Genomic DNA, 23113 nt, shown 5'->3' on the forward strand with positions numbered 1-23113 from the left:
ATGCCGTCGCCGAGCGGTGGGTCGTCATGCCCCTCGCCCGGCGGTGCGCCGTTACGCCGTTACGCCTTGACGAGGCCCTTCGCGTCCCGCGCGAGCGCGGTGAGCCGCGATATCGCCCGGAAGTACTTCTTCCGGTAGCCGCCGTTCAGCATCTCCTCGCTGAACAGCTGGTCGAAGGGGACACCCGAGGCGAGTACGGGGACCTCGCGGTCGTACAGACGGTCGGCGAGTACGACGAGGCGCAGCGCGGTCGACTGGTCGGGCACGGGCGTCACCTCGGTGAGGCAGACGGCCCCGAGTCCGTCCGTGAGCGCTCCGTACCGGCTGGGGTGGACGCGCGCGAGGTGGTCGAGCAGGTGCGGGAAGTCGTCGAGGCTCGCGCCTTCGGTGGCGTACGCGGCCCGGGTGACCTGCTCGTCCGAGTACGGAGCGGGCGCCTCCGGAAGACCCCGGTGGCGGTAGTCCTCGCCGTCGATGCGCAGCGACTTGAAGTGGGTCGCCAGACCCTGGATCTCGCGCAGGAAGTCGGCGGAGGCGAACCGGCCCTCGCCGAGCTTGCCCGGCAGCGTGTTCGACGTCGCGGCGAGTGCCACGCCCTCGTCGACGAGCCGCGAGAGCAGCGAGGACACGAGCACGGTGTCGCCCGGGTCGTCGAGCTCGAACTCGTCGATGCAGAGCAGCCGGTGCCCGCTGAGGGTGCGCACGGTCTGCTGGAAGCCGAGCGCCCCGACCAGGTTCGTCAGCTCGACGAAGGTGCCGAACGCCTTCTGTCCCGGCTCGGCGGGCGTCGCGTGCCAGAGGGAGGCGAGGAGGTGGGTCTTGCCCACGCCGTAGCCGCCGTCGAGGTAGACGCCGCGGGGGCCGGTGGGGGCCGCCGCCTTCTTCTGGAACCAGCGGCGCTTGCCCGCGCCGGACGCGTGCGCACCGCCGAGCCCGGCCGCGAAGTCGCTCAGGACCCGCACGGCCTCGGTCTGGCTCGGCTGATCGGGGTCCGGGATGTACGTATCGAAGCGGACGGAGTCGAAGCGCGGGGGCGGCACCATCTCGGCGACCAGACGGTCGGCGGGGACATGGGGCTCGCGGGCGCACAGCGACAGGGGAGCCGCTTCGGCTATGGGGCTCTGCCCGGGGGCGGCGGTGGAGGACGACACGGTTCCTAACTCTAAGCGCCGTGCAAGACTGCTGGACATGCGACGCCTGTTCCCTGTGACCGACCAGACAGACGAAACAGCAGTACGAGAGTGGGAACTGGGGGAGCTGGCAGACGCGTACGCCTACCCCCCGGGCGACACCCCCTGGCTGCGCGCCAACATGGTGTCCACGCTGGACGGGGCGGCCCAGCACGACGGTCGCTCGCAGCCCATCTCGAACGCCGCGGACATGCGGATCTTCGGCACCCTGCGCGCGCTGGCCGATGCCGTCGTCGTCGGTGCCGAGACGGTCCGCCAGGAGGGTTACCGACCGGCACGCGAGCGGGCGGACTTCGCCGGGCGCAGGGCCGCGGCCGGGCAGACGGCGGTGCCCGCGATCGCCGTCGTCAGCGCGAGCCTCAACCTGGATTTCACCCTTCCGCTTTTCACCGGGCCGCTGGTGCCCACGCTCGTGCTGACCGGTGCCCAGGCGCCCGCCGACCGCGTCGCCGCGGCCGAGAAGGCGGGCGCCGTCGTGGTGATCGCGGGGGAGGGGGCCGTGGTCGAGCCGGAGCGGATCGCACCCGCCCTGGCCGAGCGCGGTCTGACCCGGCTGCTCACGGAGGGCGGACCCCGGCTGCTCGGCCAGTTCGTGGCGGCCGGCGCCCTGGACGAGCTCTGTCTGACGGTGTCCCCGATGCTCACTTCCGGGGACGCCCAGCGGATCGCCTGGGGGTCCTCGGTGGAGGTGCCGGAACGATTCACCCTGGCTTCCGTACTGGAGGAGGCCGGGTTCCTCTTCACCCGATACCGTCAAACCTGACAATCAGCGGAATCCTCCGTTCCGTTTTGCTTCCGCTGGGCACACTAAAAGTCGCAGACCCCGTGCGGCTACGGGGCAGGATGGTTTCCGCAGGGGCTGTCGAGACAGACTCTCGGCGGCCCACGGATGAGAAGGGCGCCTGTCGTGTTCACAAGCGTATTGATGATCGAGAAGGCCCTGACCTCCGCCGACGTGGAGTTCGTCACCACCTTGCACGGCGACGAACCGGTCACCTTCCGAGTGTTGCTCCAGCCCCGCGGCGACCAGGCCGACCGCCTGCTGCGGGCCATCGACGACGTGGCTCTGGGCGAGCTCGACGAGGCGGCGCGGGAAGGGGACGTACCCGAAGGCCAGGAGGCGGCGGCCCCCGCGCAGAGGGCGCTCGAGGTCTCCCTGACCGCGCTGCGCGCCGCGGGCTGTGAGGCGCTTGGGCAGCTGATCGAGGATCATCCGCTCGACGCGCTCAAGAGCCTCGTCGACGAGGCGGACGCCGACGAGGTCATCGTGCTGACCGATCCCCACTACGTGGAGGAGTTCTTCCACCGGGACTGGGCATCTCGTGCGCGGCACAAGGTGGGGGTTCCTGTGCTGAAGCTGTTCTCGCACGCCGAGGACTAGGCGCTTCGCCGGGGGCGGTGACTTCTCCGCGGGCCGGTGGGGGCTTGTCGCGCCCACGCGGCGGCGCCGCAGATGTCACGGCCCCGCGCCCCTGCGGGGCGCAGATGTGCCCGGCGACCGTGCTAGGCCATAGTCTGGCCCTGCTCATCTGCCGTAATTTCTGGACCCCTGGGGAGACACACGTATGGCACCCGGCCTGCCCACCGCCATGGACCGACCGCACTTCATCGGCATCGGCGGCGCCGGAATGTCGGGCATCGCCAAGATCCTGGCCCAGCGCGGCGCCAAGGTCGCGGGCAGTGACGCGCGGGAGTCGGCCACGGCCGAGGCCCTGCGCACCCTGGGTGCCACGGTCCACATCGGCCACGACGCCGCGCACCTCGCGTCCGACGCGACCTGCGTGGTCGTCTCCTCCGCCATCCGCGCCGACAACCCCGAGCTGGCCCGCGCCACCGAGCTCGGCATCCCGGTCGTCCACCGTTCGGACGCCCTGGCCTCCCTCATGGAGGGCCTGCGCCCGATCGCGGTGGCCGGTACGCACGGCAAGACCACGACGACCTCGATGCTCGCGGTCACCCTCTCCTCCCTCGGCCTCGACCCCTCGTACGCGATCGGCGGCGACCTGGACGCGCCGGGTTCGAACGCCCTGCACGGCGAGGGCGACATCTTCGTGGCCGAGGCGGACGAGAGCGACCGCAGCTTCCACAAGTACGCCCCCGAGGTCGCCATCGTCCTGAACGTGGAGCTCGACCACCACGCCAATTACGCGTCGATGGACGAGATCTACGAGTCCTTCGAGACCTTCGCGGACAAGATCGTCCCCGGTGGCACGCTGGTGATCGCCGCGGACCAGTCGGGCGCGGCGGAGCTGACCAGGCGCGTGCGCGACGCGGGCGACCTGAAGATCGTCACGTACGGCGAGTCCGAGGGCGCCGACCTGCGCATCCACAAGATCACCGCGCGCGGCCTGACCAGCGAGGTCACGGTCATCCTGAACGGCAAGTTCCTGACCTTCACGGTCTCCGTCCCCGGCCGCCACTACGCCCACAACGCGGTGGCCGCCCTGGCCGCGGGCATCGCCCTCGGTATCCCGGCGCACAACCTCGCCTCGGCCATCGGCTCGTACACCGGCGTCAAGCGCCGCCTCCAGCTCAAGGGCGAGGCGGCGGGCGTCCAGGTCATCGACTCGTACGCGCACCACCCCACGGAGATGACGGCCGACCTGGAGGCCATGCGCTCCTCGGCGGGCGACGCACGCATCCTGGTCCTCTTCCAGCCCCACCTCTTCTCCCGCACGCAGGAGCTCGGCAAGGAGATGGGCCAGTCCCTGGCCCTCGCGGACGCCTCCGTCGTCCTCGACATCTACCCCGCCCGCGAGGACCCGATCCCCGGCATCACCAGCGCCCTGATCATCGACGCGGCCGTGGCGGCGGGCGCCGACGTACGGGCCGCGCACGACAAGGCCGGGGCCGTGACGGCCGTCGCGGGAATGACGAAGCCCGGTGATCTCGTTCTCACCATGGGAGCGGGCGACGTCACGGACCTCGGCCCGCAGATCCTGGCCGAGCTGTCGAAGCAGTAATGCCGAGCAGCACATCGAAGCAGTAAGGGGTTCAGTCTCATGTCGTACGACGTCGAGAAGCCGGACGAGCAGTGGCGCGCGGAGCTGAGCCCCTCGGAGTACGCGGTCCTGCGCCAGGCGGGCACGGAGCCCGCGTTCGTCGGTGAGTACACGGACACCAAGACCAAGGGTGTCTACAGCTGTCGCGCGTGCGGCGCGGAGCTGTTCACCTCGGAGGAGAAGTTCGAGTCGCACTGCGGCTGGCCGAGCTTCTTCGACCCCAAGGACACGGACGCGGTCGAACTCCTCCAGGACACCTCGCACGGCATGGTCCGCACGGAGGTCCGCTGCGCCCGCTGCGGCTCGCACCTGGGCCACGTGTTCGAGGGCGAGGGCTATGCGACGCCGACGGACCAGCGGTACTGCATCAACTCGATCTCACTGACGCTGGCGCCCACCGAGGGCTGAGCGTCCGTTCACGTCATCGGCGCCCGGCAGCGGACGAACGCTGCCGGGCGCCGCGCGTGCTCTAGAAGGTGAGCTTCCAGCTGTTGATGTAGCCGGTGTCCTGGGACGCCACGTCCTGCACGCGCAGCTTCCAGGCGCCGTTCGCCGTTTCGCTGGACGCGTTGACCGTGTACGTCGCGATGACGTTGTCCGCCGAGTCGTTGCTGCTGGAGTTCTTCAGGCGGTACGCCGTGCCGTCCGGGGCGAGGAGGTCGACGACCACGTCGCCGCGCCAGGTGTGGCGGATGTCGACGTCCGCCTTGAGGGTGGCCGGGGCGTTGCCCGTGCGGCCCGTCACGTTGATCGTCGAGGTCACGGCCGCGCCGTTGTCCGGGATGGCGACGTCAGCGGTGTTCTCGTACGAGTCGCCGGGCGGGGTCGGGGTCTCCGTGCCGAGCGTCCAGATCGCGTGGGCGATGGCGTCGCTGTTGCGGTCGAGCGCCGTGTCGTTGATGTTCGCCGTGGTGTCGCACGACGAGTGGTAGCAGCGGTCGAAGGCCTGGCCCGACGTGCCGCCCCACTTCTGGGCCTGGGCCGCTGACTTCCTGGTCTCCGCGCCGGTGAAGAGGCCGCCGACAGGGATGCCCACGTTCTTGAAACTGGCGTGGTCGGAGCGGCCGTCGCCCTCGGTCTCTATCTCCGTGGGGACGTTCAGGCCCGCGAAGTAGTCCTTGAAGGTCTTCTCGATCGTGGGGTCGTCGTCGTAGACGAAGTACCCCGGGTTCGGGGAGGCGATCATGTCGAAGTTGAGGTAGCCGGAGACCTTCGCGCGCTCGGCGGTGGGGAGGTTGTTGACGTAGTACCTCGACCCGACCATGCCCAGCTCTTCCGCGCCCCACCAGGCGAACCGCAGGTGCTTCGTCGGTTGGAGCTGCGCGCGCGATACGGCGAGGGCGGTCTCCAGGATGCCGGCCGAGCCGGAGCCGTTGTCGTTGATGCCGGGGCCCGAGGAGACGCTGTCCAGGTGGGCGCCCGCCATCAGGACCTTGTTCGGGTCGCCGCCCGGCCAGTCCGCGATGAGGTTGTAGCCCGTGGCGCCGCTGGACGTGAACTGCTGCACGGTGGTGGTGAATCCGGCCGCGTCCAGCTTGGCCTTCGCGTAGTCGATCGAGGCCTTGTAGCCGGGGCGTCCGTGGGCGCGGTTGCCGCCGTTGGCCGTGGCGATGGACTGGAACTGGGAGAGGTGCGCCTTGACGTTGGCGAGCGGTATGTCGGGGGCCGCGAGCGTCGGGGACGGGGCCGCCATGGCCGCGGGTGCGGTGGCCGCGATCAGGCCGGCGGCGGCGAGGGTGGCGACGCCCGCGGTGGCCCGTCTCAGGGCGCGGGGCATGGCGGATCTGGAGAGTCTCATGTGGGGCTCCGAATTCCGAACAGCAAGGGGGACGGAACGTACTGACGCCCTGCGACGCGGATGCCGCAGGGCGCTGGAGCTGTGCTGTGCTGTGCGTGCTGTGCTGATGTGACGTGTGCATGGCGCAAAGTGCGTTGCCTGATATTGGGGGTGGCGCGACGCGCAGTCAAGGCACGAATCCGGTCAGAATCCGGAAGGAAGGGTTCGTATATCGGACGTTGTGCAGGGTTCCGCTTGCGGGGCGAGGCGCGCGGCACCGTCCGGCGGGCGGCGGACGGCAGGAGGCTGAGTCCCCGTCAGTCGCCCAGCCCCGCCTCCCACTTGCGCCGCTTCAGGACATACGTGCTGAAGAGGTGCTTGCACCGGTCGAGCAGCCCGCCCACCTCCGGGTCTCCGCGCCGTACGTCCGCCGACGGATGCCAGCGCTGCACGGACTGCCCGGCCCACGTGCGCAGCTTCACGTCCGGGTCGTGCACGAGCCCGGCTGCCGCCCGCAGGGCCATGACCCCGCCGTGGGCGTGCAGCAGCCGGAACGCGGCGACGCGGACGTGCCGGGGCCGCTCGGGCGCGATGCGCTCCAGGAGCCAGTCGGCGGGGAGTTGCCGGGCCGACGGCAGCAGGGCCTCGGTCGTCTGGCGTACGACACCGGGGGCCGGGTCGTCGAGCAGCGGCCGCAGCAGGTGCGTGTCCGCCAGGTCGAGCACCCGGAGCCCGGCCACGGCCTGCCCCCGTACCGCGTCCTCGGGGTGTACGAGCAACGGCCGCAGCAGCGCGCCGTCCGCGCGGTCCTGGCACTCGGCGAGGCCGATGACCGCGCCGGGTGCGATGCCGGGGTCGTCCGGCGTCGCACACCGTGCCCGGTACCAGGCCACCGGGTCGCCTCCGTGCTGCCGTACGACGTAACGGGCGCAGGCGCGGACCTGCGCGGACCGGTCGGCGAGGAAGGCCGCTGCCCGCTCCGGCTGCCCCGCCCGTCGCAGCGCGGTGACACCGGCAGACCGGACGCGAGGCGGACGTGCGGTCAGGAGCGGTTCGAGTACGTCGGCGGAGTCTGCGCCGGAGTCTGCGAAGTCTGAGGAGTCTGAGGAGTCGGCATTCGTTTCCCGCAGGGTGGTGAGCGCCGCCGTCGCGCACAGGTCCTGGATCACGGTGTCCGGATCACGCGCGGCGGTGCGGGCCAGTTCGGCGGGGCTCAGACGCTCGTGCTCGACGGCGAGGCGGTGAGCGAAACGCCGCGTGCTGCGGTCGAGGTGCACGAGGAGGGTGCCGAGAGGTGCGTGGCGCAGCGCGTCCCCGAGCAGTTCGACGCCGAAGTCGCCCCGGTCGCGGCGGCCGACCAGCAGGATCAGCGGGGTGAGGGCGATGGCGGTGCTCGGGTCCAGGGCCTCGCGCAGCAGCGTGCGGGCACGTTTGCGTACGGGGGCGGCCCAGTCGGAGCAGCGGATCACGATCAGCGGAAGCAGGGCGGGGTGCGGCCCCGCCCGGCGTATCGCGGCCTCGCGGATCCGGCCGTCGCGGTGGCAAAGGGCGAGCGCGAGCCCTGACTCGCCGAGCTGGGACAGATCGGCGGGCAGCGGAGATGCGCGCTCCCAGGCAGGCAAGGGCTCCGCCTGGCCCCACTGGTGCCAGGGCACCTCCCGCACCCCCGCGTCCAGCGACAGCCAGCCGCCGGGATCGTCGACGGCCAGAACACCCGACAGCTCCGCCCCCTCCGCGAGCAGCACGGCCGCCGAAGCACCGCTCCCGCTGTCCTCGAACCCCTCGAACTCTTCGAAGCCCTGACGCATGACCGCCCCCGATCCCTCCGGCCGCACAGGCCCTACCGGCCCTATCGGCCGTACGGAGGCGATCGTAGAACGGTTGATCGATGCGAGGCGCGCGATATTTGGCGGTCCGCGTCGAGAGGAGTCAGCCCTCTTCGGGAGTCTCGGGCCGCAGCAGCGGATGCTTCACTCCGGGGAACACCCGGGCCTTGACGACCGGCTCGGCGGAGGCGCCCTGGACGACCGTCTCGGCGATGCCCCACGGGCGGTCCGGCAGCTCGACCAGGATCGTGTACGTGGCGGAGCAGCCCATGCAGTCGTAGCGGTCGGCCCAGATCTCGACCTCCGTGCGGCTGCCGGGGTAGCGGGCCACGTGGCGGTGGCGGGCGTGGCAGTGGTCGCACTTCTCGCCGGGCTCGCACGTGCCGCCGCAGGGGCACGGCACGTCCAGGGTCTCGGCGGGTTGCCAGCGCTGCGTGACGACGGCCTCGCGGGTGGCGCCCATGTCCTTCATCGACTTCAGGTTGCGGGCGGCGACCACGTACGACTCGCCGGTCGACGTCATCCGCTTCCGGATCACGCCCTTGCGTCCGCGGTTCGTCGTCATTCTGGGCCTCCTGGGGTTCACGCAGCCCACCAGGAGGCCCATGAGATCGGTCCCTCTACGGTACCCGCCGTACGGTGCGGGCCCGAATTCCGCCCGCCGGACCGGACTACTCGACGACGAGCTCGACCTCGATGTTGCCGCGCGTGGCCTTGGAGTACGGGCAGTACGCGTGCGTGGCCTCGACCAGCTTCTGTCCGGTCTCGCCGGCCAGGGAGTCCGGCAGCTCCACGCGCATCACGACCGCGAGCCCGAAGCCCGTGTCGTCCTTGCCGATGGAGACCTCGGCGGTCACCGAGACGTCCGAGACGTCGACCTTCATCTCGCGGGCGACCGCCCCCATGGCGCTGGCGAAACAGGCGGCGTACCCGGCGGCGAAGAGCTGCTCGGGGTTGGTGCCCTGGCCGTTGCCGCCGAGGGCCGGGGGCATGGCGAGGGCGAGGTCGATCTGACCGTCGGAGCTGACGGCGCGGCCTTCGCGGCCGTTGGCGGTGGCGACGGCGGTGTACAGCGCGTTCATGGGGTGCCTCTTCCCTCGGGCTGAGAACGGAGTGCGGCGAACGGTGGTCGTTCGTGCTGCTGTAATGGTTGCACACGATTAAGTTGTGCACAACTTAATCGTGTCTGCGGAGGTACGCTGGAACCATGACGTCATCGCCGACCGCCCCCGTACCCGAGGGCGCGGAGCTCCTCCGCCTCGACCACCAGGTCTGCTTCTCGCTGCACGCGGCCTCGCGCGCCTTCGGCGGCGTCTACCGCGATGCCCTCAAGGACCTGGGCCTCACCTATCCCCAGTACCTGGTCATGCTCGTCCTCTGGGAAGACGGCCCGCGGCCCGTCAAGGCCATCGGCGAGCGCCTGCGCCTCGACTCGGGCACGCTCTCGCCGCTCCTCAAGCGGCTTGAGGCGGCCGGTCTCGTACGGCGCGAGCGCAGCGAAGCCGACGAGCGCTCCGTGACCGTTCAGCTGACGGACGCGGGGGCGGAGCTGCGGGAGCGGGCCGTGTGTGTCCCGCTCCGGATCATCGAGGCGAGCGGTCTGACGGTCGAGGAGGCCCGTGCGCTGCAAGGGCTCCTCGGCCGCCTGACCGCCGCTCTCGACGAGGCCCACTGAGGGGCGGGCCCGGTCGGCTTCAGCGCTTGAGTTCCCGTACGTACTTCCCGAACTTCTCCAGGCCGTCGATGTTGCGCGGCCCGCTGATGCCCTCGTTGTAGTCGAGCACGAAGAAGTTGTTCTTCTTCACGGCGGGCAGTTCCTTGGTGTGCGGGGACTTCTTCAGGAAGTCGATCTTCTCCTTGGCGGGCTTGTCGCCGTAGTCGAAGATGATGATGACCTCGGGCTCGGCCTTGGCGACGGCTTCCCAGTTCACCTGGGTCCACCGCTCGTCGAGGCCGTCGAAGATGTTCCTGCCGCCGGCCGATTTGATGATGTCGTTGGGCGGGACCTGGCTGCCCGCCGTGAAGGGCTGGTCCGTGCCGGAGTCGTAGAGGAAGACGGGGACGGGGTTCTTCTTGGGTGCGTTGGACTTGGGTGCCTTGGATTCGACCGCGGCCACACGCTTCTTGAGGCCGTCCACGACCTCGTCCGCCTTCTTCTCCACCCGGAAGATCCTGCCCAGGCGGTCCAGGTCCGAGTACAGGGCCTTGAACGGCGTGACCTTCTGCGGATGGCCGGGGTAGTTGAAGCAGCTCTCCGTGTGCATGAAGCTCTGGATGCCGAGCTTGTCCAGGATCTTCGGGGTGATGCCCCGCTGGTCGCTGAAGCCCGAGTTCCAGCCCGCGACGACGAAGTCCGACTTGGCCTCCACGACGAGTTCCTTGTTGAGCAGATCGTCGCCGAGCATCTTCACCTTGGCGTACTCCGACGCCCAGGGGGACTCGCTGACCGGCGGGTTGGCCGGGGGCATCACATAGCCGTGGACGTGCTCGGTCAGGCCCAGGCTGAACATCTTGTCCGCGCTGCCGCCCTCGTAGACCACCGCGCGCTGCGGGGTCTTGTACGGGACGGATTCACCGCAGCGCTTCACGGTGACCTTCTCCGGCGCGCCCCCGGCCTCGGAGTCCGAGTCGACCTCCGCGCCGCAGCCGGTGAGCAGCAGGGCTCCCGCGAGCGCCGATCCGAATCCGATGGTGATGCGTGTTCTGGGCATGTCGTCGTGGTGCCTTTCAGAGGTTCAGGGGTGTTCAGAGGGGGGTTCAGAGAGGTGCCGAGGGGCTCAGTGCGTAGAGGAGTTGGGGGTCGCCGGTCAGGGGGTGGCTGATCACGCTGGCCTTGACGCCGAACACCTCGTCGACGAGACCCGTCGTGAGCACCTCTTCCGGCGTCCCGGCGGCCACCAGGGCGCCTTGTGAGAGCACTCCGATGCGGTCGCACGCGGCCGCCGCGAGGTTGAGGTCGTGCAGGACGACCAGGACGGTCAGGCCCGAGCCCCTGAGGAGCGAGAGAAGTTCGATCTGGTGGCGTACGTCCAGGTGGTTGGTCGGCTCGTCGAGCACCAGGATCTGCGGCTCCTGCACCAACGCCCGTGCGAGCAGCACGCGTTGGCGTTCTCCGCCCGACAGGGTGAGGACGCCGCGGTCGGCCAGGCGGGTGAGGTCGAGCCGGGCCATCGTCCGCGCACACAGGTCCTGTTCGCGGGCGCTGAGTGCCTGGTTCCCGCGCAGATGGGGGGCGCGGCCCAGGGCGACGACCTCCTCCACCGTGAAGTCGAGGTCCACCGAACCGTCCTGGGCCATCGCGGCGACGAGTTGCGCACCGCGGCGGGGCGTCAGACGCGCGAGGTCGTCGTCGCCCACCCTGACCACGCCGGAGCTCGGTCGCAGCGCGCGGTAGACGCACTTGAGCGCGGTCGACTTGCCGCTGCCGTTCGGGCCGACCAGGCCCACGATCTGGCCGCTGCCCACGTCGAGGGACAGGTCACGGACGAGGAGCTTGCCGTCGATGGTCACGGACAGGCCGTCCAGTGCGAGTTCCATCTCAATGGCCCCCGAACATATAGCTCTTGCGCCGCATCAGCGCGACGAACACCGGCACCCCGACGAGCGCCGTGATGACCCCGAGCGGCAGTTCGCGCGGCGCCACAAGGGTGCGCGACACCAGGTCGACCCAGACCATGAACACCGCTCCGACCAGCGGTGCGACGGCCAGCACCCGCGCATGCGTGGCGCCGACCACCATGCGTACGAGATGGGGCATGACCAGACCCACGAAGCTGATCGCGCCGCTCACGGCGACCATCACGCCGGTGATCAGCGAGGCGAGCAGGAGCAGGCCCTTGCGGTGCCGGTCGGGGCTGATGCCCAGGCTCGTCGCGGTCTCGTCGCCGAGCGCCAGTACGTCGAGGGCCCTGCTGTAGCGGTGGAGCACGGCGAGGCCGAGCAGTACGCAGGCGGCCACCACGGGCAGCGAGCCCCAGCTCGCCGCGCCGAAGCTGCCCATCGTCCAGTACAGGACCATGCTGGTCGCCTCGCTGTCCGGCGCGAAGTAGATGATCACGCTCATCACGGCCTGGAACCCGAGCGCCATGGCCACCCCCGTCAGGACGAGCCGCAGCGGCGAGAGCCCGCCACCGCGGCTCGCCGAAGCGACGTACACGAGGAGGGAGGCGAGGAGCGCCCCGATGAACGCTCCCGCCGACACCGCATAGATGCCGAGCGCCGCGAGCCCGCCGGTGACCGTCACGCCGACCGCGCCGACCGAGGCCCCGGACGAGACGCCCAGGACGAAGGGATCGGCGAGCGCGTTGCGGACAAGGGCCTGAATGGCGACGCCGACCGCGCTGAGTCCTGCCCCCACCAGTGCCGCCAGGAGCACGCGCGGTGTGCGGATCTGCCAGATGATCTGATACGTCGTCACCTCATCGGCGTCGATGCTCCCGCCGCTCAGCGCCGCCCACAGGAGCCGGGCGGTGTCGCCCGGCGTGACGACCGCGGAGCCCAGGCCGATGGCCACGACGACGGAGACGAGGAGCACGAGGAGAAGCACGGCGAGGGCCGCCGCAAGCCCCGCGCGGGAGGCGAGCCGGCTCCGTACGCCTTTGGCCGGCGGTTCTGGAGGCGGCACGTCGGACGCCGTGGCAACGGCTGCCGGGGGAGTGAGCGAGGGCGGGGGCATGACGGTCGGGGCCTTTCACATCGGCTCGGATACAGCGGTGTTGTGCGTGGGTGCCGGACGGACATGTCGAGGCCGGTTCCGGCACAGCGCCCCGCGAGGGGCACGGGGAACTGCGCGACCAGCCCCCAACGGGCCCGCGGTTTCACTCAGGCCGCATGCTCCCCCTCCGCCTCCACCCGCCCCGCCCGCAGCACGAACACCCCCGCCACAAGAGCCGCCACCACCAACACGCCGAAGGTCACGGCCACCCCGGGGTAACCCGCCAGCCCGAGACCGAGCCCCCCGAGGCCCGCACCCACGAAGACCCCGAGGCTCATCCCCGCGGAGTTCACGCTCAGGGCCGCGCCCCGCTGGGTCCCGCAGCGCCGGACGAGCAGGCTGACCACGCACGCGGCGACGACCGCGTGGCTTGCCGCGTGCAGGGACGTCATCACGAGCGCGAGCGGCAGCCAGTGCGTGAAGTAGAAGCCCACGACCGAGACGAGCGCGGCGACCAGACCGAAGGCGAGCATCCGCTCGGTGCCGATCCGGGGCTCTTCGGAGTTGGTGACCCGGCCCGTGAGGAGGTTGCTCACGAAGAACGACGCGCCGCTGAGCGTCCACACGAACGCGAAGAGCCCGGGGTCGAGGTCGAACCGGTCGTCGTAGTAGGCGGCCAGATAGGAGAGGTAGCCCATGAACACGGCGGTGCGCAGCAGGGCGATGAGCAGTAGCGGCACGACACCCGGGATCGCGCCGAGCGCCTTGAACGAGGCGATGTAGCCTAGGCGTTGAGTGCCTGCCTGCTCCTCGACCGGCTTGTCCTTGCCGCGTACGAAGAAGACGGCCGCGAGGAGCAGCGACACCCCGGTCACGGCGAGGAGGTCGCCCTGCCAGCCCCAGAACAGCGCGGGCAGCGCGATGACCGGAGCCGCGAGCATCGCCGTCATCGACTGGGTCGCCGTGACGAGGGTCGCCGCGCGCCCTGCGGCCTTGCCGGAGCCGAAGCGGTCGGCGGCGGCCGCGGTCAGCGCCGGGTTGAGCACCGACGTACTGGCGCCGACCAGGAGGCAGAACACGGCGAGCAGGATGAAGTCGCCGCTCGCGCCGAGTGCGGCGGACACTCCGAGCGCCGCGAGACCGCCCGCGGCCGCCCACTCCTTGCGCACCCGGTCGATGAGGGGAGCGAGCGCCGTGCCCACGAGGAGGGCGGCGAGACCGCCGAGGCCGCGCAGGCCGCCCAGGGTGGCGACGCTGCTGTCGGCGTCCTCGGCCATGGGCACCAGATAGGTGCTGAAGACGGTGAACGGCAGCAGACCGACCGCGGAGGCGACCAGGACGGGCCACAGGGTGCGGGCCATCCGCAGGTCGCCCGGCACGGTCTCCCCGGCCTCGGTGGGCCGGGGGTCCACCGCGGAGCCCTTGGCGTCGACGCTCACGCCGCCTCCTTGTAGCGGTAGAGCGGCGTCTCGTCGGCGCTGAACTGCGAGAACGCGAAGGGCTCGGCGGAGAGGCCGGTGACCCCGGCGGGCAGGAACGCGCGGGCCACGGCGCTGCCGCTCTGCGCGTACACCACCAGCGGCACCCCGTGTTCGCGGCAGTGCGCGAGGATCAGGTCGAAGGTGCCGTTGCTCAGCGTCATGCCGGTGGCGACCACGGCGTCGGCTTCCCCCAGGACCTCGGTCATGTCGTCGGTGATCCGGTCGCCCCACTGGGTCGTACGGAGATTGAGATCGCAGGGCAGACAGACGCCGCCCCGCTCACGTATCGCCGCGACCAGGGGATTGACCACGCCGATCAGCGCGACCTTCGCGCCCGGCTCGATGTCGAGCAGCCCGGCGATGGCGGCGTCGCGCGCCTTGGCCCTGACCTCCGGAGTGCCGGTGGGCAGCGTGACGCGCTCGGCCTCGGCGGACTCGCGGTGCGGGCTCACCTGCGCGAGATAGGCGTCGAGCGCGGCGATGCGGACGGGGGTGGACTCGGCACGCAGCAGCTTGCCGAGGGTGTGGCCGGAGGCGTTCTCGCAGAAGTCCGGGGCGAGTTCACCGGCCTCGAAGGAGCAGGCGCCGAACGCCGTGCCGACCCGGAGCAGCAAGTAGTGGTTGTGGTACGTCACTTGGCTGCCCGCGAGGCGGGTGGTGTTGTAAAGCCAGAACGCGCTGGTGACGGAGAGCTCCTCGGGGTCGGGGCCGTAGTCGCCCGCCAGGACGGCGTCGATGAGCTTCGCGACGTTGTGGGGCGTGCGCGGGTCGGGGTGTGACATGCGGAGTTCTTTCGGTGTGGTGGAGGGTGGAAGGGGATTCGGCTGGTGCGCGGTCACGGAAGGTCGGGCCAGGAAGTCGTCGACCAGGGGTGCCTGAGCTCGTCGAGCGAGGTGATCTCGTGCGGCTTCAAGGTGTCGATGTCCGGTGCCTGGGCGTGTTTCGCGTAGGCGCTCTCGACATAGCGGTGACCCGTGTCCGCCGCGATGAAGACGTACGTACGGGAATCGTCGCGGCGCTGTTCCCACAGAGCGGTCAGATAGGCGGCGCCGGCGGAGAGGCCCGCGAAGATTCCGCTGGTTCTCAGGAGTGAGACCGCGCCGGACACCGCGCAGTCGAAATTCACCCAGTGCACGCGGTCGTACGCCTCGTGCCGGACGTTCTTGAATTCGATGGCGCTGCCGATCCCGGCGATGATCATGTCCGGGTCGGCGACGTGTTCCGAGCCGAAGGTGACGCTGCCGAAGGGCTGCACGCCGACGAGCGATACGTCCCGGCCCGCCTCCCGCAGATACCCGGCGATCGCGCCGGTCGAGGCCCCTGAGCCGACCCCGCCCACGAGGGCGAGCGGCCCTTCGGGCACCTCGGCGTCGATCGTTTCGGCCACGTCGCGATAGCCGTAGTAATGAATGCTGTCGTGGTACTGCCGCATCCAGTGGTACGACGGATTCGCTTCCAGGATCTCCGCGATGCGCCGCACTCTCAGCTCCTGGTCGAGCCGGAGATTCTTGGACGGCTGCACCTGTTCCAAAGTGGCGCCCAGTATCTCCAGCTGAATGCGCAAGGTGCGGTCCACGGTCGTGGAACCCACGATGTGGCATTTCATTCCGTAGCGGTGGCAGGCCAGTGCGAGGGCCTGCGCGTAGATACCGCTGGAACTGTCGATGAGGGTGTCGCCGTGTTTCACGGCACCCGATTCGAGAAGGTGACGGACTGCTCCGAGCGCCGAATAGATCTTCATCGTCTCGAACCGGAGACAGAGCAAGTCTGGTTCCAGGGATATGAGATCGGGTTTCTTCACCGCTTCGGCTATGTGGTCGTGCATGTCTGTCGCTGCCCCCTGGGTCACCCGGATAGGTCGTCGCCGAGCCGAGAGCATCACACTAGATGAAAATGATTGTCAAGACGGTTAGGGCTGTGGCAGCCTGTGGGCGACAGAGGCGTCCGGACGTTGGAGGGAGACTTGTGGAGCTGTCCCGGGAGGCCGGGTCGCGGCCCCGTCCGGCGGGTGCGCGAACAGCCGGAACGCGAACAGCCGGAACGCGAACGGCCGGAATCGGAGTGGGTGCCGCCTTCGGGACCTTCGGCGAGCTGCTGCAGGGCGTGCTGCCGGAGGAGGACGGGGACTTCCTGGTGACGTTGCCCGTCGCGCGGTGGACGATGGCCACGTTCCGCCCGGAGCCCGGCTCAGGCTCAGGCTCAGGCTCCGGCTCAAGGGACGTGGTGGTCCGGCCCGCCGGCAAGACCAAGGCGTTGCGACTGGCGCGCGCGATATGCGAGTTGGCGGAGCGGCAGACCGGGCTTCGGGCCGGGGGAACCCTCCGCGTCAACAGCGTCATCCCCGAGGGCAAGGGCCTGGCGAGCTCGTCCGCCGACCTGGTCGCGACCGCGCGGGCGGTGGGGCAGGCCCTGCGGGTCGAGATGCCGCCGGCCAGGATCGAGCGGCTGCTCGCGGACATCGAGCCGACGGACGGGGTGCTCTACCCGGCGATCGTCGCCTTCCACCACCGCACCGTGCGCCTGCGCGGGGTCCTCGGCTCGCTGCCCGTCATGGCCGTGGTGGGGATCGACGAGGGCGGCTCGGTCGACACCGTCGACTTCAACCGCATCCCCAAGCCGTTCACTCTGGCCGACCGCCACGAGTACGCGCGCCTGCTCGACCGGCTGGCCTGCGCGGTGCGCCGCCGCGATCTGGCGGAGGTCGGCAGGATCGCGACCCGCAGCGCCGAGATGAACCAACTCCTGCGCCACAAATGGTCGTTGGAGCCGATGCGGGAGATCTGCCGGGAGGTCGGCGGCCTGGGGGTCGCCGTCGCGCACAGCGGCACGGCCCTCGGCATCCTCCTCGACACCGACGACCCCTCGTACACGCGGCGCGTCAGTGCGGCGGCGCAGGCGTGCGGGGAGCTCGCGGGCGGGGTGACGGTGTACCGGACGCTGAGTTTCCCGGGAGGGGCGGCGGCCGGGGCCGCGCAGAGCCCGGCCCTGACTCCCGCCCTGAACGCCTGGCCCGAACGTCCGGCCTGAACCCTGCTGCCCCGAACGCCGGGCCCGAACGCCGGGCCCGAACGCCGGGCCCGAACGCCGGGCCCGAACGCCGGGCCCGAACGCCGGGCCCGAACGCCGGGCCCGAACGCCGGGCACCAACGCCCGGCCCGAACTCCCGGCCTAGAAGAACACCCCGCACCGCAGCAGCACATTCGCGTACGGCGTGGCCTCACCGGTACGCACCACCAGACGAGCCGTCGCCGTGAGGCGCTTGAGCTCCTCGTGCGGGACCAGGGTGAGGGGTGTGACGCGGGCGGCCAGGAGCGCGGCGGTCGCCGGGTTCGCCTCCTGGACCTCCGTCGCCGCGGTTCCGCCCTCGGTGACCAGCTCGGCCAGCAGCCCGTCGAGCACTTCGGCGAAGGACGGGACACCGGCCCGGAACGCCAGGTCGACGACCTTGGGGCCCGGCGGCAGGGGCATGCCCGCGTCGCAGATCAGGACCATGTCCCCGTGGCCCAACTCGGCCAGGGCGCCGGAGAGATGGCGGTTGAGGATGCCGTGCTTCTTCATGCGGACGGTACCTCGAGCTCGTCACCCGTCGGATACGACTCCTGCGCGCCCCGCCGGGTCACCGACGCCGCTCCGACACGCGCCGCGTACGCCGCCGCCGTCGGGAGGTCGTCGCCCCGGCCCAGGCGCCAGGCCAGGGCCGCGGTGAACGCGTCGCCCGCGCCGGTCGTGTCCACCGCGTCCACCTTCGGGCTCGGCACGGTGACCGGGGAGCCGCTGCCGTCCGCCGTCAGCGCTCCGTCCGCGCCCAGGGTGATCACCACCGAGCGCGGGCCGAGGGCGAGCAGCGCCCGCGCCCAGTCGGCGGGGGAGTCCCCGGGCGCCGCGGTGTCGCCCAGGATGTAGCGCGCCTCGTGCTCGTTGACCACCAACGGGTCGCAGGCCGCGAGGACTTCGGACGGCACCGGGGCCGGAGGCGACGGGTTCAGGACGAAACGGGCGGCGTCCGGCAGCGTCCGTACGAGCTCGGTGACCGACTCGACGGGAATCTCCAACTGGGTCGAGATCACCCGGGACGCGGCGAGCAGGCTGCCCGCCGCGCGGATGTCCTCGGGGGTGAGCCGGGCGTTGGCGCCCGGCGAGACCACGATGCTGTTGTCACCCGACGGGTCGACGGTGATCAGCGCGACACCCGTGGGCGCCCCGCCGACCAGGACGCCGACGGTGTCCGCGCCCGCCGCGCGCTGCGAGTCGAGCAGGAGCCGCCCGTGCGCGTCGTCGCCGACCCGCGCGAGCAGGGCGGTACGGGCGCCCAGGCGGGCCGCGGCGACCGACTGGTTGGCGCCCTTGCCGCCGGGATGCGTGGCGAGGTCGGAGCCGAGGACCGTCTCGCCGGGGGCGGGTCGGCGCTCGACGCCGATCACCAGGTCGGCGTTGGCCGACCCGACGACCAGGAGGTCGTACGTGGCGTCGTCGTGGTCGTGCATCTGAGAATCCAGCTCCTGTGTTCGTCCGGCGGCGGGGCAAAGAGAGGTACGACGGACCGTCAGGAGAAGTCGGCCACATTCTTCTCCGTGACCACCTTCACCGGCACCTTCACCATCGTGTCGACGTCCTTGCCGCGCACCGCCTTCACCGCGTTCTGCACGGCGATCCTGCCCAGCTCCTTCGGCTGCTGCGCCACGGACGCGTAGAGGGTGCCGCCCTCAACGGCCTTGAGCCCGTCGGGAGTTCCGTCGAAGCCCACCACCGAGACCGACTTGCCCGCCTTGCCGCCGAGCGCCTTGGCCGCGCCGAGGGCCATCTCGTCGTTCTCGGCGAAGACGCCGTCGATGCCGGGGTTGGACTGCATGAGGTTCGTCATGACGTCCAGGCCCTTGGTGCGGTCGAAGTCCGCGGGCTGGGAGGCGACGACCTTGATGCCGGGGTACTCCTTGATGCCCTCGGCGAAGCCCTTGCCGCGCTCGCGGCTCGCCGACGTGCCCGCGACGCCCTGGAGCGTGACGATCTTGCCCTTGCCGCCCAGCTTCTCCGCGAGGGTCTTCGCGGCGAGCTTGCCGCCCGCGACGTTGTCGGAGGCGACGAGCGTCGCCGCCTTCGCCTTGTTCACGCCGCGGTCGGCGGCGATCACCGGGAGGTCCGACTTGTTGGCGCCGCGCACCGCCGGGCCCACCGCGTCCGAGTCGACCGGGTTGACGATGATCGACTTCATGCCTTCGCCGGTGAAGTTCTGCAACTGGTTGGTCTGCTGCGAGGCGTCGTTCTGCGCGTCCGTCACCGTGAGGTCGATGCCCGCCTTCTCGGCCTCCGCCTGCGCGCCCTCCTTCATCTGGACGAAGAAGGGGTTGTTGAGGGTGGAGAGCGACATGCCGACCTTCGTCGTCGCGCCGGACGAGGAGTCCTTGTTGAAGAAGGAGATGCCACCGATGACGGCCGCCACCAGCACGGCCGCGAGCCCCACCTTCAGGAGCTGCGGCCCCTTCCTGCCACCACCGGCTGCCGCGCCGGTCGAGGCTCCCGGAGTCGCCCCGGCCTTGCGGCGCAACGTGTCGAGCAGGACGGCGAGCGCGATGACGACACCGATCACGACCTGCTGCCAGAAGGCGGACACCGAAAGGAGGTTGAGGCCGTTGCGCAGGACCGCCAGGATCAGCGCGCCGATCAGCGTGCCGGACGCCTTGCCGACACCGCCCGCCAGGCTCGCGCCGCCGATGACGACCGCGGCGATCGCGTCCAGCTCGTAACCCTGCGCGGCCTGCGGCTGCGCGGAGACCAGACGGGACGCGAGGACGATGCCCGCGACGGCGGCGAACAGGCCGGACAGGCCGTAGATGACGAGCTTCTGCCGCTTGACGCGCAGACCGGAGAGGCGGGCGGCCTCTTCGTTGCCGCCGATCGCGTACATCGAGCGGCCGATGTACGTACGGGCCAGGATGACGGCGGTGACCAGGCCCATCACGATCATCACGATGACCGGGACCGGCAGCCAGCCGCCGATCGTGTCACCGAGGTTGGAGACCGAGTCGGGGAACGGGATCGGGCTGCCCTGCGAGATGACCAGGGAGAGACCGCGGGCCACCGAGAGCATCGCGAGCGTCGCGATGAACGGCGGGAGCTTGCCGTACGAGACGAGCAGGCCGTTCACGAAACCGCACGCTATGCCGGTGCCGACGGCGAAGACGACCGCCAGCCACACCGGCAGCCCCTCGGACGTCGCCGTCCACGCCAGGACGGTCGCGGAGAGCGCGGCCACCGAGCCGACCGACAGGTCGATGCCCGCCGAGACGATGACGAAGGTGACACCGAACGCGAGGATCGCCGTGACGGCGGCCTGCACGCCCACATTCAGCAGGTTCTGCGTGGTGAGGAAGTCGCCGGAGAGCAGCGACATCGCGATCAGCAGGACGACCAGGGCGCTCAGCGCGCCGTTGTCGAGCAGCACGCGGCGGATACCGGTGGCGCCACCCGCGTTGCTCTTCAGCGTTTCAGTGGCCACGGGAGGCCTTCCCTTCGGTTGCTTCGTCTGTCCGGACTGCCGTTTCGCTGCCCGTACTGCTGACGGCGAGTGCCATCACCGCGTCCTGCGTGGCGTCGTCCGCCGCGAGTTCGCCCGCGATGCGGCCCTGCGCCATGACGAGCACGCGGTCGCTCATGCCCAGGACCTCGGGCAGATCGCTGGAGATCATCAGGACCGCGTGCCCGGAGGCCGTCAGTTCGTTGATGAGCTGGTAGATCTCGACCTTCGCGCCCACGTCGATGCCGCGCGTCGGCTCGTCGAGGATCAGCACCTTCGTGTCGGCGAGCAGCCACTTGCCGATGACGACCTTCTGCTGGTTGCCGCCGGACAGGGTGCGCACGTGCTGGCCGATCCCGGCCATCCGTACTCCGAGCTGCTCGGCGATCCTGGCCGCCGCGACGCGCTGGCCCTTGAGGTCCACGAGCCCGGAGCGCGTCGCCGAACGCAGCGTCACCAGGCCGAGGTTCTCCTGCACGGAGGCGTCGAGCAGGAGCCCCTGGCCCTTGCGGTCCTCCGGTACGAGTCCGATGCCCGCGCCCATCGCGGCGATCACGTCATGCCGGGGCAGCCGCTCGCCGCGTACGTCGACGGAGCCCTTGTCGTACGGATCGGCGCCGAACACGGCACGCGCCACCTCGGTCCGTCCCGCCCCGACGAGCCCCGCGAGGCCGACGACCTCACCGGCCCGCACCTCGAAGCTGACGTCGTGGAAGACGCCGTCCCGGGTGAGGCCGTCGACGGTGAGCAACGCGGGCGCTGCTTCTTCGGCGGCCCGGCGTTCGCGCGGATACTGCTGCTCGATGCTGCGGCCCACCATCAGCCGTACGAGCTCGTCCTCGGGGGTCGACGCGGGCACCTGGTCGACGCTGCGGCCGTCGCGCAGGACGGTCACGCGGTCGCCGAGCGCGGCGATCTCCTCCAGGTGGTGGGTGATGAAGACGACGCCGACGCTGTCCGCACGCAACTGCCGCACGATCGCGAAGAGTTTGTCGACCTCCTCGCTCGTCAGGACCGCCGTCGGCTCGTCCATGATCAGGACGCGGGCCTCCAGGCTGAGCGCCTTGGCGATCTCCACCATCTGGAGCCGGGCGATGCCCAGTTCGCGCACCTTGGCGCGCGGCGACACCTGTACGCCGACCCGCTTGAGGAGCTCGTCGGCCGCCGACTCCATCGCCTTGCGGTCGATCATCCCGAAGCGGCGCGGCTGCCGGCCCAGGAAGATGTTCTCGGCGACCGTGAGGTCGGGTACGAGGTTGAACTCCTGGTAGATCGTGGCGATCCCGAGCCGTTCGGCGTCCTGCGCGCCGTGGATGCGGGTTTCCTTCCCGTCCACGAGGATGCGGCCGCCGTCGGGGCGGTAGGCGCCGGAGAGCATCTTGATGAGGGTGCTCTTGCCCGCGCCGTTCTCGCCGAGCAGGACGTGCACCTCGCCGCGGCGCAGGTCGAAGTCGACGGAGTCGAGCGCGACGACGCCGGGGAAGGTCTTGCGTATGCCTTCGATGCGCAGCAGTTCGGTCGCGTCGTGCGGCTCGGCGGCGTCATGCTCCGTGGCGCGCGGCGACTCGTCCTCTGTGGTGCGCGGCAACTCGTCCGGGTCGCTCACGTGTTGCTCCTCTGGTCGGTGGGGGACTCGCCGCAGGAGCGGCGTACGACGAGACGTGCGGGCAGGGTGACGGACCGGGGGCTCCTGCCCTCGATCCGGTCGACCAAGGCCTGTACGGCGGCCCGGCCCAGATCCCCGGTCGGCTGGGCGATGGCGGTGATCGGCGGATCGGTGTGCACGAACCACGGGATGTCGTCGAAGGCGGCCAGCGCGATGTCGTCCGGGACGCGCAGACCGCGCGCCCGGATCGCGTCCAGCGCGCCGAGCGCCATCAGGTTGTCCGCCGCGAAGATCACGCGGGGCGGCTCGGGCAGCGCGAGGAACCGCTCGGTGGCCCGGCGCCCGCTGTCGGCCTGGAAGTCGCCCTGCCCGATGTAGCTGTCGGGCAGCGGAATCCCGTACGAGGCGAGCGCATCGCGGAAGGCCTCGACGCGCTCGCTGCCCGTCGTGGTGGCCGCGGGCCCCGCGATGATCGCGAGCCTGCGGTGCCCGACGGCGTGCAGATGGGCGACCAGGTCACGGATGGCCTCGCGGCCGTCGGCGCGGACGACGGGGACGTCCGCGCCGGGGATCCAGCGGTCCACGAACACCATCGGGGTGCCGGCGCGCGCGGTGTCCAGGAGCAGCGGGGTGCCGCCGTCGGCGGGGGAGACCAGGAGCCCGTCGATCCGCCGGTCCAGGAGCGTGCGCACGTGGTGGTCCTGAAGCTCGGGGCGCTCGTCGGCGTTGCCGATGATCACGCTGTAGCCGAGTGCGCGGGCCGCCTCCTCGACGGAGCGGGCCAGGGCCGTGAAGTACGGGTTCAGTACGTCGCTGATGACCAGGCCGAGGGTGCGGGTCTGGTCGGTGCGCAGGGAGCGGGCGACGGCGTTCGGGCGGTAGCCCAGGCTCTCTATCGCGGCGATGACGCGGGCGCGGGCCGCCGGGCTCACCGAGGGGTGACTGTTCAGGACGCGCGAGACCGTGGCGACGGATGTGCCTGCCTCGGCCGCGACGTCCTTGATGCTCGCCATCGCCGGTCCACCTCCTTGTGGAATCGATTACACGGAGGATTGGAATCGATTAC

At 70.7% G+C, this 23113-nt stretch carries 22 protein-coding genes; 6 read left to right on the forward strand and 16 right to left on the reverse strand.

What is annotated here, in order from left to right:
• Window positions 1-59: 59 nt before the first annotated feature.
• Window positions 60-1151, reverse strand: coding sequence for a cell division protein ZapE (gene zapE / locus ABZ906_RS01455; protein WP_361194827.1), 1092 nt, complete (start codon window positions 1149-1151; stop codon window positions 60-62).
• A 37-nt stretch (window positions 1152-1188) separates the two neighbouring features.
• On the opposite strand from zapE, the gene ABZ906_RS01460 reads away from it, so the two are divergent.
• The 4 genes from ABZ906_RS01460 to msrB all read left to right on the forward strand — a co-directional run bounded on the left by ABZ906_RS01460 (window position 1189) and on the right by msrB (window position 4600).
• Complete coding sequence (locus ABZ906_RS01460) at window positions 1189-1953, forward strand: pyrimidine reductase family protein (RefSeq protein ID WP_361376041.1); 765 nt, start codon at window positions 1189-1191, stop codon at window positions 1951-1953.
• 144 nt (window positions 1954-2097) lie between these two features.
• Window positions 2098-2571 (forward strand): indole-3-glycerol phosphate synthase, encoded by a 474-nt coding sequence (locus ABZ906_RS01465; protein WP_361194825.1) that lies wholly within the window; start codon window positions 2098-2100, stop codon window positions 2569-2571.
• A gap of 184 nt (window positions 2572-2755) precedes the next feature.
• A complete protein-coding gene (gene murC, locus ABZ906_RS01470) occupies window positions 2756-4153 on the forward strand; it encodes a UDP-N-acetylmuramate--L-alanine ligase (protein WP_361376044.1) in 1398 nt (465 codons plus the stop codon).
• A gap of 39 nt (window positions 4154-4192) precedes the next feature.
• Window positions 4193-4600: a peptide-methionine (R)-S-oxide reductase MsrB gene (gene msrB, locus ABZ906_RS01475; RefSeq protein ID WP_361376047.1), complete on the forward strand. Its 408-nt coding sequence runs from the start codon at window positions 4193-4195 to the stop codon at window positions 4598-4600.
• A 61-nt stretch (window positions 4601-4661) separates the two neighbouring features.
• Here msrB and ABZ906_RS01480 read toward each other — a convergent pair whose 3' ends face one another.
• The 4 genes from ABZ906_RS01480 to ABZ906_RS01495 all read right to left on the reverse strand — a co-directional run bounded on the left by ABZ906_RS01480 (window position 4662) and on the right by ABZ906_RS01495 (window position 8877).
• Window positions 4662-5969 carry a M28 family metallopeptidase gene (locus ABZ906_RS01480; RefSeq protein WP_361377992.1) on the reverse strand — a complete coding sequence of 436 codons (1308 nt, stop codon included), beginning with the start codon at window positions 5967-5969 and terminating at the stop codon, window positions 4662-4664.
• A gap of 317 nt (window positions 5970-6286) precedes the next feature.
• Window positions 6287-7777, reverse strand: coding sequence for a hypothetical protein (locus ABZ906_RS01485; RefSeq protein WP_361376050.1), 1491 nt, complete (start codon window positions 7775-7777; stop codon window positions 6287-6289).
• Window positions 7778-7898: 121 nt separating this feature from the next.
• Window positions 7899-8360, reverse strand: a complete 462-nt coding sequence (locus ABZ906_RS01490) for a hypothetical protein (protein WP_361376053.1) — start codon at window positions 8358-8360, stop codon at window positions 7899-7901.
• 106 nt (window positions 8361-8466) lie between these two features.
• Window positions 8467-8877, reverse strand: a complete 411-nt coding sequence (locus tag ABZ906_RS01495) for an organic hydroperoxide resistance protein (RefSeq protein WP_361194815.1) — start codon at window positions 8875-8877, stop codon at window positions 8467-8469.
• Window positions 8878-9002: 125 nt separating this feature from the next.
• Here ABZ906_RS01495 and ABZ906_RS01500 point away from each other — a divergent pair, with 125 nt between their 5' ends.
• A complete protein-coding gene (locus ABZ906_RS01500) occupies window positions 9003-9470 on the forward strand; it encodes a MarR family transcriptional regulator (protein ID WP_361376056.1) in 468 nt (155 codons plus the stop codon).
• A gap of 19 nt (window positions 9471-9489) precedes the next feature.
• Here ABZ906_RS01500 and ABZ906_RS01505 read toward each other — a convergent pair whose 3' ends face one another.
• From ABZ906_RS01505 to ABZ906_RS01530, 6 genes are all read right to left on the reverse strand, one after another.
• Window positions 9490-10506 carry an ABC transporter substrate-binding protein gene (locus ABZ906_RS01505; protein WP_361376059.1) on the reverse strand — a complete coding sequence of 339 codons (1017 nt, stop codon included), beginning with the start codon at window positions 10504-10506 and terminating at the stop codon, window positions 9490-9492.
• A gap of 46 nt (window positions 10507-10552) precedes the next feature.
• Window positions 10553-11332 (reverse strand): ABC transporter ATP-binding protein, encoded by a 780-nt coding sequence (locus ABZ906_RS01510; RefSeq protein ID WP_361194808.1) that lies wholly within the window; start codon window positions 11330-11332, stop codon window positions 10553-10555.
• Between the two features lies 1 nt (window position 11333).
• Window positions 11334-12470, reverse strand: a complete 1137-nt coding sequence (locus ABZ906_RS01515; RefSeq protein ID WP_361376062.1) for an iron ABC transporter permease — start codon at window positions 12468-12470, stop codon at window positions 11334-11336.
• Between the two features lie 146 nt (window positions 12471-12616).
• A complete protein-coding gene (locus ABZ906_RS01520) occupies window positions 12617-13888 on the reverse strand; it encodes an MFS transporter (RefSeq protein ID WP_361376065.1) in 1272 nt (423 codons plus the stop codon).
• The gene (locus tag ABZ906_RS01525) at window positions 13885-14712 is read right to left on the reverse strand and encodes a DUF364 domain-containing protein (protein WP_361376068.1); all 828 of its coding nucleotides are present in this window, start codon (window positions 14710-14712) and stop codon (window positions 13885-13887) included. Before ABZ906_RS01525 ends, ABZ906_RS01520 begins: the two co-directional genes overlap by 4 nt.
• 53 nt (window positions 14713-14765) lie before the next feature.
• Window positions 14766-15755, reverse strand: coding sequence for a pyridoxal-phosphate dependent enzyme (locus tag ABZ906_RS01530; protein WP_361376071.1), 990 nt, complete (start codon window positions 15753-15755; stop codon window positions 14766-14768).
• Between the two features lie 236 nt (window positions 15756-15991).
• Between ABZ906_RS01530 and ABZ906_RS01535 the strand changes: the two genes are divergently transcribed.
• Entirely contained in the window at window positions 15992-16957 is a 966-nt protein-coding gene (locus ABZ906_RS01535) for a kinase (RefSeq protein WP_361376074.1), read from the forward strand.
• 141 nt (window positions 16958-17098) lie between these two features.
• On the opposite strand, the gene rbsD is transcribed toward ABZ906_RS01535, so the two are convergent.
• The 5 genes from rbsD to ABZ906_RS01560 form a co-directional block, all read right to left on the reverse strand.
• Window positions 17099-17488, reverse strand: a complete 390-nt coding sequence (gene rbsD / locus ABZ906_RS01540) for a D-ribose pyranase (protein WP_361376077.1) — start codon at window positions 17486-17488, stop codon at window positions 17099-17101.
• Window positions 17485-18414 (reverse strand): ribokinase, encoded by a 930-nt coding sequence (locus ABZ906_RS01545; RefSeq protein WP_361376080.1) that lies wholly within the window; start codon window positions 18412-18414, stop codon window positions 17485-17487. The genes rbsD and ABZ906_RS01545 overlap by 4 nt, the downstream gene beginning before the upstream one ends.
• A gap of 59 nt (window positions 18415-18473) precedes the next feature.
• A complete protein-coding gene (locus ABZ906_RS01550; RefSeq protein WP_361376083.1) occupies window positions 18474-20423 on the reverse strand; it encodes a substrate-binding domain-containing protein in 1950 nt (649 codons plus the stop codon).
• Window positions 20413-21954, reverse strand: coding sequence for a sugar ABC transporter ATP-binding protein (locus ABZ906_RS01555; protein ID WP_361377995.1), 1542 nt, complete (start codon window positions 21952-21954; stop codon window positions 20413-20415). Before ABZ906_RS01555 ends, ABZ906_RS01550 begins: the two co-directional genes overlap by 11 nt.
• A gap of 89 nt (window positions 21955-22043) precedes the next feature.
• Window positions 22044-23060: a LacI family DNA-binding transcriptional regulator gene (locus ABZ906_RS01560; protein WP_361376086.1), complete on the reverse strand. Its 1017-nt coding sequence runs from the start codon at window positions 23058-23060 to the stop codon at window positions 22044-22046.
• Window positions 23061-23113: the final 53 nt, after the last annotated feature.

The organism is Streptomyces sp. NPDC046925, from assembly GCF_040644915.1.
In the GTDB taxonomy this organism is placed as follows: Bacteria; Actinomycetota; Actinomycetes; order Streptomycetales; family Streptomycetaceae; genus Streptomyces.

Bases quoted from the DNA above. Each gene is read 5' to 3' on its own strand.
- ABZ906_RS01460 (WP_361376041.1), top strand. From the start codon at position 1,189: ATGCGACGCCTGTTCCCTGTGACCGACCAGACAGACGAAACAGCAGTA.
- murC (WP_361376044.1), top strand. From the start codon at position 2,756: ATGGCACCCGGCCTGCCCACCGCCATGGACCGACCGCACTTCATCGGC.
- msrB (WP_361376047.1), top strand. From the start codon at position 4,193: ATGTCGTACGACGTCGAGAAGCCGGACGAGCAGTGGCGCGCGGAGCTG.
- ABZ906_RS01480 (WP_361377992.1), bottom strand. From the start codon at position 5,969: ATGCCCCGCGCCCTGAGACGGGCCACCGCGGGCGTCGCCACCCTCGCC.
- ABZ906_RS01485 (WP_361376050.1), bottom strand. From the start codon at position 7,777: ATGCGTCAGGGCTTCGAAGAGTTCGAGGGGTTCGAGGACAGCGGGAGC.
- ABZ906_RS01490 (WP_361376053.1), bottom strand. From the start codon at position 8,360: ATGACGACGAACCGCGGACGCAAGGGCGTGATCCGGAAGCGGATGACG.
- ABZ906_RS01495 (WP_361194815.1), bottom strand. From the start codon at position 8,877: ATGAACGCGCTGTACACCGCCGTCGCCACCGCCAACGGCCGCGAAGGC.
- ABZ906_RS01500 (WP_361376056.1), top strand. From the start codon at position 9,003: ATGACGTCATCGCCGACCGCCCCCGTACCCGAGGGCGCGGAGCTCCTC.
- ABZ906_RS01505 (WP_361376059.1), bottom strand. From the start codon at position 10,506: ATGCCCAGAACACGCATCACCATCGGATTCGGATCGGCGCTCGCGGGA.
- ABZ906_RS01510 (WP_361194808.1), bottom strand. From the start codon at position 11,332: ATGGAACTCGCACTGGACGGCCTGTCCGTGACCATCGACGGCAAGCTC.
- ABZ906_RS01515 (WP_361376062.1), bottom strand. From the start codon at position 12,470: ATGCCCCCGCCCTCGCTCACTCCCCCGGCAGCCGTTGCCACGGCGTCC.
- ABZ906_RS01525 (WP_361376068.1), bottom strand. From the start codon at position 14,712: ATGTCACACCCCGACCCGCGCACGCCCCACAACGTCGCGAAGCTCATC.
- ABZ906_RS01530 (WP_361376071.1), bottom strand. From the start codon at position 15,755: ATGCACGACCACATAGCCGAAGCGGTGAAGAAACCCGATCTCATATCC.
- rbsD (WP_361376077.1), bottom strand. From the start codon at position 17,488: ATGAAGAAGCACGGCATCCTCAACCGCCATCTCTCCGGCGCCCTGGCC.
- ABZ906_RS01545 (WP_361376080.1), bottom strand. From the start codon at position 18,414: ATGCACGACCACGACGACGCCACGTACGACCTCCTGGTCGTCGGGTCG.
- ABZ906_RS01560 (WP_361376086.1), bottom strand. From the start codon at position 23,060: ATGGCGAGCATCAAGGACGTCGCGGCCGAGGCAGGCACATCCGTCGCC.